This is a genomic window from Streptomyces sp. MMS24-W38 (assembly GCF_059889265.1).
The window spans coordinates 3,363,302-3,375,714 of sequence record NZ_JCBCPP010000001.1 but is presented as its reverse complement, the minus strand read 5'-3'; the positions used below and the strand labels follow the sequence as shown (position 1 = coordinate 3,375,714).

Genomic DNA, 12,413 nt, shown 5'->3' with positions numbered 1-12,413 from the left:
TTTGTCACCCCCAGTGATGACAGCCCGCACGGCTGCCTGGCCGATTGATCCTGAATGATCGAAGCATGCGAGGAAACGAACATGAACACGTGATCGAGGTCACTGACCTGCGCCGTGTGTACAAGGGCGGGTTCGAGGCCGTACGCGGGATCGGCTTCTCCGTACGGCGCGGGGAGGTCTTCGCGCTGCTGGGCACCAACGGCGCGGGCAAGACCTCCACCGTCGAACTGCTGGAGGGCCTCGCGGTACCGACCGGCGGACAGGTCAGGATCTTCGGTCACGACCCGTACACCGACCGCGCCGTGGTACGGCCTCGCACCGGCGTGATGCTCCAGGAAGGCGGCTTCCCCTCCGACCTGACCGTCATGGAGACCGCGCGGATGTGGGCCGGCTCCGTCAGCGGGGCCCGTCCGCCGCGGGAGGTGCTGCCGCTGGTCGGACTGGCCGGGAAGGACGACGTACGGGTCAAGCAGTTGTCCGGGGGTGAGCGGCGCCGCCTCGACCTGGCCCTCGCGCTGCTCGGCGACCCCGAGGTGCTGTTCCTCGACGAGCCGACGACCGGCCTGGACGCCGAAGGGCGCCGCGACACCTGGCGCTTGGTGCGGGCCCTGCGCGACAACGGCACGACCGTGCTGCTGACCACCCACTACCTCGAGGAGGCCGAGGCACTGGCCGACCGCCTCGCGATCATGCACAAGGGGCGCATCGCCACCACCGGCACCCCCGCCGAGGTGACCGCCGCGCAGCCGTCGCGGATCACCTTCGAACTGCCCCACGGCTACTTCCCCGGTGACCTGCCGCCGCTCGACGACCTGGGCGTGACCGGGCACGAACTGGACGGACGGATCATCCGGCTGCACACCCGTGAGCTGCAACGGGCGGCCACGGGCCTGCTGGTGTGGGCGGAGCGGACCGGTGTGGAACTGAAGGGACTGGACGTGCGCTCGGCGTCACTGGAGGAGGCGTTCCTGGGCATAGCCCGGGAAGCCTCCGCACGCGAAACCCTCGAGCAGAGGGAGAGCACCACCACGGCAAAGGAGTACGCGGCATGAGCGGGACGGTCAGCACGACCAAGGGGGCGACCGGGGGAACGGCCGGGGCCGCGAGCGGCGGGAACACCTCGGCCAGCACCCCCGTGGGACGCATGCGGGCCCTCGCCCGAGCCGAGTTGACGCTGCTCGGACGCAGCAGGGGCACGCTCTTCGCCGCGCTCTTCTTGCCGCTGGTGCTTCCGCTCAGCCTGTACTCGGCGGCCGACGGGATGGACCTCGACGAGGTGGGTCTCAGTCTCGGCGCGGTGATCCTGCCCGGCGCGATCGGCTTCTCCCTGCTGTTCGCCGTCTACACGTCGCTCGTCAGCGTCTTCGTCACCCGCCGCGAGGAACTGGTGCTGAAGCGGCTGCGCACCGGGGAACTGCGGGACGCCGAGATCCTGTGCGGGGCCTCGCTCCCGGCCGTCGTCACCGGGCTGGTGCAGTCGCTGCTGCTGGCGGTGGGCTGCGCGCTGCTCCTGGACGTGACCGCGCCGCAGGCCGTCCATCTGTCCGTACTGGGGCTGCTGCTGGGCCTGGGGCTGTGCGCGGCACTCGCCGCCGTCACCGCCGGCTTCACCCGGACCACCGAGAGCGCGCAGGTCACCGCGATGCCGGTGCTCATGGTGTCGATGCTCGGCTCCGGGATGATGGTCCCGCTGGAGGTGCTGCCCGACCGGCTGGCCTCCTTCTGCGAACTGCTGCCCCTCACCCCCGTCGTGACCCTGCTGCGCGGCGGCTTCACCGGCAACCTGTCCGGCTCCGAGACGCTGTTCGCCGTGGCGACCGGCGCGGCCTGGGCACTGCTGTCGGTGTTCGCCGTCCGCCGGTGGTTCCGCTGGGAACCGAGGCGCTGACATGCCGGCGGCGGGAGGCGGGGGCACGAGCGGGCCGGGCGGCTGGTGGGGGAGCAAGAGCACCCCGGCCAAGGTGGAGACGTACACCCGGTGGTCGTTCCACTCCTTCGCGTTGGTCGAGTTCGTGGCGGCCGGCGGCCCGTTGATCGGGCGGTTCGAGCACCTCGGGCCGAGGCTCGCCGCTCCACTGCTGCTCGTGATCGCCGTGCACTGCGCGCTGTGCGCCGTGACCGGCTCGCGGGCACTGGACTGGGTGCGCGGGCAGCGGGAGCAGCCGCTCCGGCTGCTGTGGACGCTCGGGGTCGTCTCCGCGGTCGTCACGGTGACGGCCGTGGCGATCGCCGAGCACGGGCCGGCCGACCGCGACGTCGCCGAACCGGTCGTCGGGATCCTGATGTTCGTCCCGTCCTTCGGCGTCGGGATCGTCGCACTCGGGGTGCGCAGCCGGCCGCGGGTGCTCGGCTGGGTGGCGGGCTTCGCGGTGGGCGCGGGACTGGTGTCACTGCCCTTCGGCATGCCCGCCCCGGCCGCGCTGCTCTTCGCGGTGATGATGCTGCTCGGCGGCGGGTTCGTCGCCTTCACCTCGGTCTTCTCTGTCTGGCTGCTCAACGCCGTGTACGAACTCGACGAGGCCCGGGAGACCCGTACCCGGCTCGCCGTCGCGGAGGAGCGGCTGCGGTTCGGGCGGGATCTGCACGACGTCATGGGCCGCAACCTCGCCGTGATCGCGCTGAAGAGCGAGTTGGCCGTCCAGCTGGCCCAGCGGGAGCGGCCGGAGGCGGTGACGCAGATGGTCGAGGTGCAGCGGCTGGCACACGAGGCGCAGCGGGAGGTGCGCGAGGTCGTCCGCGGCTACCGCGATGCCGACCTGGGCAGCGAACTCGCGGGTGCCAGGGGCGTCCTGGACGCGGCCGGCATCGACTGCACGGTCACCGGTTCGACGACCGGGCTCCCGGCACAGGTGCAGTCCGCGCTGGGCTGGGTCGTACGGGAGGCGGTGACCAACGTGCTGCGGCACGGGGACGCACGGTGGTGCGCAGTGGGGATACGGGTGCTGAAGGGGCGGACGGTACTGACGGTGGAGAACGACGGTGCACCGGAGAACGGCGGCTCGGGCCGGGGGTCCGGGCTGGTCGGGCTGCGGGAGCGGCTGGCCGAGATCGGGGGGACCCTGCGGGCCGGCCCGGCCGGGGACGGACGGTTCCTGCTGACGGCCGAGGTCCCGTCGCCGTCGGCCGCCGGTTGGGAAACGTTCCCCTCGGGGGAGTCCACCGCGTCGCCCGCGCCCCGCACGAGCGTGAGCGAGGTCACGCCATGACGACACCTCGGCCCGCGCACCCCGTCCGGCTGCTGCTCGCCGACGACGAGCATCTGATCCGGGGCGCGCTCGCCGCGCTGCTGTCCCTGGAGGACGACCTCCTGGTCGTCGCCGAGGCGGCCTCCGGTCCGGAGGCGCTGGCGATGGCTCGGGCGCACGCCCCCGATGTCGCCGTACTGGATCTGCAGATGCCCGGCGCCGACGGCGTGAACGTCGCCACATCTCTGCGGTCGGAACTCCCCGGCTGCCGGGTGCTGATCGTGACCAGCCACGGGCGGCCCGGGCACCTGAAGCGGGCGCTCGCGGCGGGTGTGCGCGGCTTCGTCCCCAAGACCGTCAGCGCACAGCGCCTCGCGGAGATCATCCGCGCGGTGCACGCGGGAAACCGTTACGTGGATCCCGAGTTGGCCGCCGACGCGATCGCCGCGGGTGACTCGCCGCTGACCGCGCGCGAGGCCGAGGTGCTGGAACTCGCGGCCGACGGGGCGCCCGTGGCGGAGATCGCGGAGCGGGCCGCGCTGTCCCAGGGGACCGTGCGCAACTATCTGTCGTCGGCCGCGTCGAAACTCGGTGCGGAGAACCGTCATGCCGCGGTACGCCTCGCCCGCGAGCGAGGTTGGGTATAGTTGGCCTCGCGCCACGGCGCAACGCGGACGTAGCTCAGCTGGTAGAGCGCAACCTTGCCAAGGTTGAGGTCGCGAGTTCGAACCTCGTCGTCCGCTCCGCACCAAGGCCCCGGTCATCGACCGGGGCCTTCGCCGTTGCCTCAGCTCCAGCTCATGCCGGTCAAACGCTCGTACGCCTCCACGTACTTCGCCCGGGTCGCGTCGACGACGTGCTGCGGCAGCGCCGGCGGGGGCTGCTCGCTCGCGCGGTCCCAGCCCGACTCGGCGGAGGTCAGCCAGTCCCGCACGTACTGCTTGTCGTACGACGGCTGCGCGTGGCCCGGCTCCCACTGATCGGCCGGCCAGAAGCGGGAGGAGTCCGGGGTGAGCACCTCGTCCGCGACGACCAGGGTGTCGCCGTCGAAGCCGAACTCGAACTTGGTGTCCGCGAGGATGATCCCCCGGTCGCGGGCGATGTCCCGGGCACGGGTGTACGCGGCGAGGGTGGCCTGCCGCAGCCGCGCCGCGGTGTCGGCGCCGACCTGCCGGGCGACCTCCTCGTAGGAGACGTTCTCGTCGTGCTCGCCGACGGCGGCCTTGGTGGCCGGGGTGAAGATCGGGGCCGGCAGTTCCGATCCGTCCACCAGGCCCTCGGGCAGGGCGAGACCGCAGACCGTACGGGACTCCCGGTACTCGGCGAGACCCGAGCCGGTGAGGTAGCCGCGGGCCACGCACTCCACGGGGGCCATCCGCAGGGACTTGCAGACGAGCGTGCGGCCCGCCCAGTCGGCGGGGGCGCCCGCGGGGAGTTCGGTGCTCAGGATGTGGTGCGGGACCAGGTCGGCGAGCTGGTCGAACCACCAGAGGGAGAGCTGGGTGAGGACCCTGCCCTTGTCCGGGATCTCGGTCGGCAGCACCCAGTCGTAGGCGGAGATGCGGTCACTGGCGACCATGACGAGGTCGCCGGCCTCGTTCCGGTACAGCTCGCGCACCTTTCCGGTGTGCAGATGCACCAGGCCCGGAACCTGGATCGGCTCGGGCTTCTCGACGAATCCGGACACGGTTCCTCCGCGTGGCTCGGAACAGCAGGACACCCGCGGGGCTCGCTCCGCTCGCGAGGGGTGGCGGTGGGAGACGGCGGGACAGTGACGCCAATTGTCCCGTACGAACAGCCGCCCCCGCCGCTCGGGGGCAGCCGCGGGGCCCACGGGCCGGAGCCGGTCAGGTCAGTCGTGTTTGCAGATGCGGTCGAGGAGGTTGGCCGTGGCGCGCTGGATGCGGGGATCGCTCCGGCCGGGGCCGTCCAGGGCCGGGGACCAGGCGAGCGTCCCCGACGCGAAGACCCACGCGCCGGAGGGCGCCCGGTAGAGGGAGGTCTCCTGGTGCCGTCCGCCGTCCGCCCGGTCGGTGTACGGGGAGTGCGCGAGCAGGACCCGCTCCTCGTGCTCGGGCAGCGGGGTGCGCGGGAAGTAACGGTCGGCCCCGACCGCGACCAGCCCCTCGATCCCGTCGCCCTCGGCCGCCCCCGTCCCCTCCCACATCCAGTGGTCGGCGTTGCGCACGATCAGCGGATGCGGTGCGGGGACCTGACCGGCGTACTGGATGCCGAGCAGTTGCTGCTCCGCGCGGTCCGACTCCCGCCACAGCGACGGTCTGCCCGGAGTCCTGCGTTCCGGCGCTCGGCGTTCCGGAGCCCGGCGTCTGCGGCGGGTCAGCAGACGGTCGGGGGCTCCGGACGGGGAAGGGGCTAGCTCCACCTGCCCGTACATCGTGCGGGCGGAGAGGAAGACGAGGGAGGTGCCGTACTCGCGGGCGTGTTCCACGCTGTCGCGCATGGCCTGGGACCAGTACACGTCGGGGCCGGGGAAGACCATCCCTCGGTAGCGGGTGGGATCGACCCGGCCGGCGTGCAGGTCGCCGGCGCCGGCGTAGGCGAGGTCGTAGCCGTAGCGTTCGGCCCAGCGGATGACGTCATAGGTGTGACCGCCGTACGGCGGCAGGCCGGTGCCCGTGTACGGGCGGTCGAAGGAGACGGTGGTCGTCGCCGCGTCGGCCTCGTCGAGCGGCTGTCCGTCCCCGCCCCACGGGTAGCGGTTGTGGGCCTGCCAGGTGATGTCGGGCAGCACCAGGAGCAGATCCGCCGGACGGTCGTCGCGCACCGTGAAGGGGACGTGGGAGCGGTGGCGGCCGTCGGCGGTGGTCAGGACGGCCACGTAGGCGCCGACGCTCCAGTCCGACGGGACCCGCAGCCGCCAGGACAGCCACCAGTGGTGACAGGAGACCGTACGGTCGGCGGTGAGCGGCGGCGGCTGCGCGATGCCTGCCAGGCGGGGACCGGACGTGATCCGGGCGGTGCGCCGCCCGTCGTAGTGGCCGACGCGGTGGACCTCGACGCCGAACTCCTGGGGTGGGTCGACGGAGACGTGGAAGTCGATCGTCCCTCCGGGTGCCACCCCGCCGGTGGAACTGAACCCCTCGATCCGGCGGCGGCCCTGCTCCGGTCCCATGGTCGCTCCCCTCCCCCGGCCCCGTCGGCCCCATTGCCGGCGGTCGGCAATGCGCTTGTCGTATGCCGCAAGCCCTGGTCACGGAGCACGAACAGGCCAAGCACATCACATGGGGCGCATATTCCATCACCCTTCGTCGCGAACCGGTCAAAAGCGGAAGCCGGAACTCCGGGCGATGGGCGGGAGTGGTGGTGGGCGGGAGTGGTGGGGAGTTCGACTCAGACGAGTCGTACGGGCTTCTCCGGGCGTATGCCCTGCCGGGTCAGCCACAGGCGCAGGGCCACGGGATCGCCGTTCTCGATCAGCGTCATGACCTGGGCGGGGAGGTCCGTGACACGTACGCCGCCGATGAAAAGGGCCGGGCCGTCGAGCCAGTCGAGCCCGGGGGTCGCGCCCGCGGTGTCCATGGCCGCGCAGCAGACCATCGCCATGATGTGGTCGGCGAGCAGTTCGCGGCCGGTGCGCGGGGGCTGGAGGGGGAGCAGGGGCAGCGCCCTGTCGTCCCAGAGGGAAGCGGGGTCGGCCGGTGCGGGGGGAACGGTCGGAGCACTCTCGGCCGAGGTGAGTGCGGAGGCGGGTATGGACGCGGAAGCGAGTATGGACGCGGACGCGGCCCGCTCGGTGGCCGCGGCGCCCTCGCGGGCCACTTCGGCACTGATCCGGGCGGCCAGGGCGGCACTGCGCGGGGTGGTTCCGGCGAGGTCCTCGTCGTCGGGGTCCTCGCCGTAGTCGACGGCGTCGGCGTCGGCGTCGGCGTTTTCCGGTCCCGCATGTACGGGCGGTTCCGCGCGCGGGACCGGCACCGGGTCCGTCAGGTGGTCGAGGACGCGGGAGAGGGTCGGGCCGTCGGAACCCAGGCCCTCCCCACTGTCGGCGGGGCGTACGCCGAGGGCGTCCAGAACGCGGTGGAGCCGGGCCGCGTCCGTACGCCATTTGCGGTCGACGACCTCCTCCGGGTAGTCGCCCCAGCGGACGGGCGACCACTCGGGCCCACTCCCGGCGGGACCGCCGTGGAAGAGGCGGGCGGCGAGGAGGGAGGTGGCCTCGTCCACCGCGCCGGGCTCTTCGAGCAGGTCGCAGGCGGGACGCTCACCGAGGCGGGAGGCGAACCCCTCGGCCAGCCGGTCCCGGCGGGACAGCTCGGTGAGCGCGGCCACCACCCCGGCGTTGAGCCGGGAGGGCCAGCGGCCCATCCGCCAGGCGGGCAGCGCCACCCGGGTGAGCAGCCGGTCCCAGCCCGCGTACGCCAGCCCCACCTGTTCCTGGGCGACGATCCTCAGCCCGTAGTCCACGGCCTGGGCGCGATCGGCCGCCGCCGCGGCGACCCCGCGCTCCATCTCGGCGGTGTGCACCCGGCAGCCGCGCAACAACGACCGCGCGACCCAGCCGACGCCCGCGAACACCGCCCGGCACACCGGCCCGCGCCGAGGCTCCGAGGCCACGGCCACCGCCGCGTCGAGGCCCCGGACGAAACGCCGGGCGGCGGCTATGTCCGGGTGCGCCGAGGGTCCCGTACCGGCGACGACCGGGGCGAGGACCGCGCGCAACTCGCCGACACGCATCCACCACAGGAACGGGGAGCCGATCACCAGCACGGGCGCGGCGACGGTCGTCCGGCGGTGCGGAGGCCGGCCCGAGCCCGCTGTGTCGCCGTGTTCCTCGACGGGCGGGGGGCCGTGCGCCGGGTGGGTGCGGTCCTCCAGCCAGCTGTCGCAGTCCGGGGTGAGCGCTATCGCGGACGGAACGGGAACGTCGAGCCGGTCGGCGAGGTCGCGCACCATCCGGTACAGGTCCGGGGCCGCCCCCTCGGCGATCGGGACCGTCGGGCTCAGGGCGGGCCGGGCACGGGCGACGACCAGGGCGACTCCGGCGGCGGCGAGCAGGACCAGCACCGCGAGCGGCGTGAGCGTCCAGCGGACGGCGTCCCAGCCGGTGCCGACGAAATGGCCGGTGGAGCCGCCGACGAGCAGGATCACGGCGACGGCCGCGGGCAGCAGGGCGACGGCCAGTGCCCTGCTGCGCAGGCGGAGTACCGCGAGCGCCCGTGAACGCGCCGACTGCGCGCCCGCATCCCTGCCCATGCCACCTCCGCTCATGCTCATGCCCCTGCCTCACCCCCCTCCCGACGGTCCTGACGCTCTCCTGGCGTTGCCCACTCCCCCCACTGTGACACCCGTCACTGACATCGCAATGCCGGTGAGCCAAGTGCCGGAGCGTGCCGGAACGCTTGCGCGGCACCCTAGTTGGGGCCCCGGCCCTCGTCAGCCGGATGGCGCATCGGTCACTCGATGGAATGGCTCAGGGCAAAGGTGAGTGACGGACGGCAAAGTTCGGGCCCCGGATCCTGAGGCGGATCGGGGCCCATGGGGTTCATCGGTGTCCGCGAGGGCTCATGCGCCCTTGGCCGCCTCCGCCGCGATGTCCGTGCGGTGCTGGGAGCCGTCGAGGCGGATGCGGGAGACCGCGCGGTAGGCACGGTCGCGGGCCTCGGTGAGATCCGCGCCGGTCGCCGTGACGGACAGCACCCGGCCGCCTGCGCTGACGATCTCGTCGCCCACCTGCTTCGTCCCCGCGTGCAGCACGTACGCGTGTGGGGCGTCCTGGGCGACGACCTCGTCCAGGCCGGTGATCGGGTCGCCGGTGCGCGGGGGGCCGGGGTAGTTGTGCGAGGCGACGACGACCGTGACGGCGGCGTCGTCGCTCCAGCGCAGCGGCTCCAGGTCGGCGAGACCGCCGGTGGCGGCGGCCATCAGCAGCCCGGCCAGCGGGGTCTTCAGACGGGCCAGCACGACCTGTGTCTCGGGGTCGCCGAACCGGGCGTTGAACTCGATCACGCGCACACCGCGCGAGGTGATCGCGAGACCGGCGTAGAGCAGACCGGAGAAGGGGGTACCGCGCCGCCGCAACTCGTCGACGGTCGGCTGCAGGACCGACCGCGTGACCTCGTCGACCAGCTTCGGATCGGCCCACGGCAGCGGGGAGTACGCCCCCATGCCGCCGGTGTTGGGGCCCGCGTCGCCGTCCAGCGCGCGCTTGAAGTCCTGGGCGGGCTGGAGGGGCAGCACGGTCTCGCCGTCGGTCACGGCGAAGAGGGAGACCTCGGGGCCGTCCAGGTACTCCTCGATGACCACCTGCCGGCAGGCGTCGGCGTGCGCCCTGGCCACCTCGATGTCATCGGTGACGACCACGCCCTTGCCGGCGGCGAGCCCGTCGTCCTTGACGACGTGGGGAGCGCCGAAGGCGTCGAGGGCGGCGGCGGTCTCGGCAGGGGTGGTGCAGACGTACGACCGTGCCGTGGGCACGCCCGCACCCGCCATGACGTCCTTCGCGAAGGCCTTGGAGCCCTCGAGCCGCGCGGCCTCCCTGGAGGGGCCGAAGGCGGCGATGCCCGCTTCGCGCACGGCGTCGGCGACACCGGCGACGAGGGGGGCCTCCGGGCCGACCACTACGAGGTCCACGCCGAGCCGTGCGGCCAGCGCGGACACGGCCGCGCCGTCCAGGGCGTCGACCTGGTGCAGCTCGGCCACCCCGGCGATACCGGCGTTGCCTGGGGCGCAGTGGAGCGCGGTGACGTCGGGATCGAGGGACAGAGAACGGCACAGGGCGTGTTCGCGGGCACCGCTGCCGATGACGAGGACCTTCACGGGGCCAGCCTAACGGGACCGGCGGCGTTCGCCTTGTGCGGGCTTCCGAAGGGCCGGGGCGGACGGGTTCGTGCGTTCCTCCAATCCGTCCGGCCGCTCCACTCGTCCGGGTCCACTCGTTCGGGTCTACTCGTTCATGAGTTCCTCGATCACGGTCGCACCCAGCTCCCGGACGATCAGCTCCTGGCCGGAGAGGGCGGACTCGTCCAGGTCGGGGTCGTCCTCCTCGGGGACGTCGTCCTCGGGGGAGACGGGGGGCGGTGGTTCCGGAGCGGAGGGCCGGGGCGCCGGTGCCGGTGCCGGAGCGGGCACGGGGGACGCCTGTTGCGCGGAGGCGTACCCGGACGGACCGGACGGGCCGGACGTCCCCGACGGCTGGGCGGCCCCGGAGCGTTGACCGGCGCCGGCACCCCCGTAACCACCACCACCGTCGCCGTAGCCCGCAGCGCCCCCGCCGCTCCGGCCGCCTCCGGGGGCCGGAACCGCCGCGCCGCCCCCGGACGGGTCGACGACGGCCTCGATCTTCCACTGCACGTTGAACTGCTCACCCAGGGCCTGCCGCAGCACGTCCTCGCTGCCGCTGCTCAGGAAGTTGTCCCGCGCGCCGGAGTTCACGAAGCCGATCTGGAGGGTCGTACCGTCGAAACCGGTCACCTGGGCGTTCTGGCTGAGCAGGATCCAGGTGAACCGACGGCGGTTCTTGACCACCTCAAGGATGTTCGGCCAGAGCACGCGGGGATCGAGCCCGCCGCCACCGCCCCCGGAGGGCCCGGGGCCCGCCTGGGGCACCTGGGGCGCAGGGGCGGAGGCGGGAGCGGGAGCACCCGGAGCGGCGGCCTGGGGCCGCCCGCCGCCCGCCGCCGCGGCCGTGGGCCAGCCGCCGGGCCGGCGCCCGCCTCCGGCGGAGGCCGCGGTGGGCCAGGCCCCCGGGGCGGGCGCACCGGGGGCGGGCTCGCTCGGCCCCGCAGCGGGCGGAGCCGCCGAAGCCGCAGCCGGGGGCTGAATGGAAGCCGGAGCCGGAGGCACGGCAACCGGAGGCACCGGAGCCGGAGGCTGCACCGGCGAGGAAGAGAGCGAGGGCGAGGGCGAGGGCGAGGGCGGGACCTGCCCCCGTGCCGCGGCCCGAGCCGCGGCCGGACCGCCCCCCGGCGGCACCGGGGCGCCCTCGGCTCCCCCGTGGGCACCGCCCCCCGGCACGTACCCCATGGCCGGCATGCCGGCGGCGGGACCACCCGCCGAGAAGTTCACGCCCCGCTCGATCCGGTCCAGGCGGGCCATGACCGACCGCTCGTCGCCGTACGCGGCGGGCAGCAGCACGCGGGCGCAGATCAGCTCGAGCTGGAGCCGGGGCGAGGTGGCGCCCCGCATCTCGGTGAGCCCCTCGTTGACGAGGTCGGCGGCGCGGCTGAGCTCGGCGGCACCGAAGACACCGGCCTGGGCCTGCATCCGCTCGACGACATCGGCGGGGACGTCGATGAGCCCCTTCTCGGCGGCGTCCGGGACCGCGGCGAGGATCACCAGGTCGCGAAGGCGCTCGAGCAGGTCGGCGACGAACCGCCGGGGGTCGTTGCCGCCCTCGATCACGCGGTCGACGACCTCGAAGGCCGCCGCGCCGTCCCCCGTCGCGAACGCCTCGACCACGGAGTCGAGCAGCGAACCGTCGGTGTACCCGAGCAGGGAGGTGGCCATGGCGTACGTCACACCGTCGGGCCCGGCGCCGGCGAGCAACTGGTCCATGACGGACATGGAGTCACGCACGGATCCGGCACCGGCCCGCACGACGAGCGGCAGCACGCCGTCCTCGACGGGGCTGCTCTCCTTGTCGCACACCTCGCCGAGGTAGTCCCGGAGGACCCCGGGCGGCACCAGCCGGAACGGATAGTGGTGCGTACGCGACCGGATCGTCCCGATGACCTTCTCGGGTTCGGTGGTCGCGAAGATGAACTTCAGGTGCTCCGGAGGCTCCTCGACGACCTTGAGCAGGGCGTTGAAGCCCTGCGGGGAGACCATGTGGGCCTCGTCGATGATGTAGATCTTGTACCGGCTGTGGGCGGGCCCGAAGAACGCCTTCTCGCGCAGGTCACGGGCGTCGTCCACACCACCGTGGGACGCGGCGTCGATCTCGATGACGTCGATCGAGCCCGGCCCGTTGCGCGCGAGGTCCTGACAGGACTGGCACTCGCCGCACGGCGTCGGCGTGGGGCCCTTCTCGCAGTTCAGGCACCGGGCCAGGATGCGCGCGCTGGTCGTCTTGCCGCAGCCTCGCGGACCGCTGAACAGGTACGCGTGATTGACCCGGTTGTTCCGCAGCGCCTGCTGCAGCGGGTCGGTGACATGTTCCTGCCCGATGACCTCGGCGAACGACTCCGGGCGATAGCGGCGGTACAGCGCGAGAGACGACACACCTACGAGGTTATAGGCGCCCACCGACATCGGGCCCCGCCCTCGGGA

9 protein-coding genes and 1 tRNA gene are annotated in these 12,413 nt (G+C 73.3%); 5 read left to right on the top strand and 5 right to left on the bottom strand.

What is annotated here, in order from left to right:
* The first annotated feature begins 65 nt into the window (after positions 1-65).
* The 5 genes from AC6F7H_RS14185 (at position 66) to AC6F7H_RS14165 (ending at position 3,928) form a co-directional block, all read left to right on the top strand.
* Positions 66-1,052, top strand: a complete 987-nt coding sequence (locus AC6F7H_RS14185; RefSeq protein ID WP_500757358.1) for an ABC transporter ATP-binding protein — start codon at positions 66-68, stop codon at positions 1,050-1,052.
* Positions 1,049-1,888, top strand: a complete 840-nt coding sequence (locus AC6F7H_RS14180; RefSeq protein WP_500757357.1) for an ABC transporter permease — start codon at positions 1,049-1,051, stop codon at positions 1,886-1,888. The genes AC6F7H_RS14185 and AC6F7H_RS14180 overlap by 4 nt, the downstream gene beginning before the upstream one ends.
* A 1-nt stretch (position 1,889) precedes the next feature.
* Complete coding sequence (locus AC6F7H_RS14175) at positions 1,890-3,206, top strand: sensor histidine kinase (protein ID WP_500757356.1); 1,317 nt, start codon at positions 1,890-1,892, stop codon at positions 3,204-3,206.
* Positions 3,203-3,832 carry a response regulator transcription factor gene (locus AC6F7H_RS14170; protein ID WP_109376455.1) on the top strand — a complete coding sequence of 210 codons (630 nt, stop codon included), beginning with the start codon at positions 3,203-3,205 and terminating at the stop codon, positions 3,830-3,832. Before AC6F7H_RS14175 ends, AC6F7H_RS14170 begins: the two co-directional genes overlap by 4 nt.
* Before the next feature lie 23 nt (positions 3,833-3,855).
* Positions 3,856-3,928: transfer RNA gene (locus AC6F7H_RS14165), tRNA-Gly, on the top strand.
* Between the two features lie 44 nt (positions 3,929-3,972).
* Here the strand turns inward: AC6F7H_RS14165 and AC6F7H_RS14160 are convergent.
* From AC6F7H_RS14160 to AC6F7H_RS14140, 5 genes are all read right to left on the bottom strand, one after another.
* Entirely contained in the window at positions 3,973-4,872 is a 900-nt protein-coding gene (locus AC6F7H_RS14160; RefSeq protein WP_500757355.1) for a phosphoribosylaminoimidazolesuccinocarboxamide synthase, read from the bottom strand.
* Positions 4,873-5,037: 165 nt separating this feature from the next.
* Positions 5,038-6,318: a N,N-dimethylformamidase beta subunit family domain-containing protein gene (locus AC6F7H_RS14155; protein ID WP_500757354.1), complete on the bottom strand. Its 1,281-nt coding sequence runs from the start codon at positions 6,316-6,318 to the stop codon at positions 5,038-5,040.
* 218 nt (positions 6,319-6,536) lie between these two features.
* Entirely contained in the window at positions 6,537-8,414 is a 1,878-nt protein-coding gene (locus AC6F7H_RS14150) for a M48 family metalloprotease (RefSeq protein WP_500761809.1), read from the bottom strand.
* A 294-nt stretch (positions 8,415-8,708) separates the two neighbouring features.
* Positions 8,709-9,962 (bottom strand): phosphoribosylamine--glycine ligase, encoded by a 1,254-nt coding sequence (purD, locus tag AC6F7H_RS14145; RefSeq protein ID WP_500757353.1) that lies wholly within the window; start codon positions 9,960-9,962, stop codon positions 8,709-8,711.
* A gap of 126 nt (positions 9,963-10,088) precedes the next feature.
* A complete protein-coding gene (locus AC6F7H_RS14140) occupies positions 10,089-12,365 on the bottom strand; it encodes a DNA polymerase III subunit gamma and tau (protein WP_500757352.1) in 2,277 nt (758 codons plus the stop codon).
* Between the last annotated feature and the right edge of the window lie 48 nt (positions 12,366-12,413).

Bases quoted from the DNA above. Each gene is read 5' to 3' on its own strand.
- AC6F7H_RS14180 (WP_500757357.1), top strand. From the start codon at position 1,049: ATGAGCGGGACGGTCAGCACGACCAAGGGGGCGACCGGGGGAACGGCC.
- AC6F7H_RS14170 (WP_109376455.1), top strand. From the start codon at position 3,203: ATGACGACACCTCGGCCCGCGCACCCCGTCCGGCTGCTGCTCGCCGAC.
- AC6F7H_RS14175 (WP_500757356.1), top strand. From the start codon at position 1,890: ATGCCGGCGGCGGGAGGCGGGGGCACGAGCGGGCCGGGCGGCTGGTGG.
- AC6F7H_RS14150 (WP_500761809.1), bottom strand. From the start codon at position 8,414: ATGAGCGGAGGTGGCATGGGCAGGGATGCGGGCGCGCAGTCGGCGCGT.
- AC6F7H_RS14155 (WP_500757354.1), bottom strand. From the start codon at position 6,318: ATGGGACCGGAGCAGGGCCGCCGCCGGATCGAGGGGTTCAGTTCCACC.
- AC6F7H_RS14185 (WP_500757358.1), top strand. From the start codon at position 66: ATGCGAGGAAACGAACATGAACACGTGATCGAGGTCACTGACCTGCGC.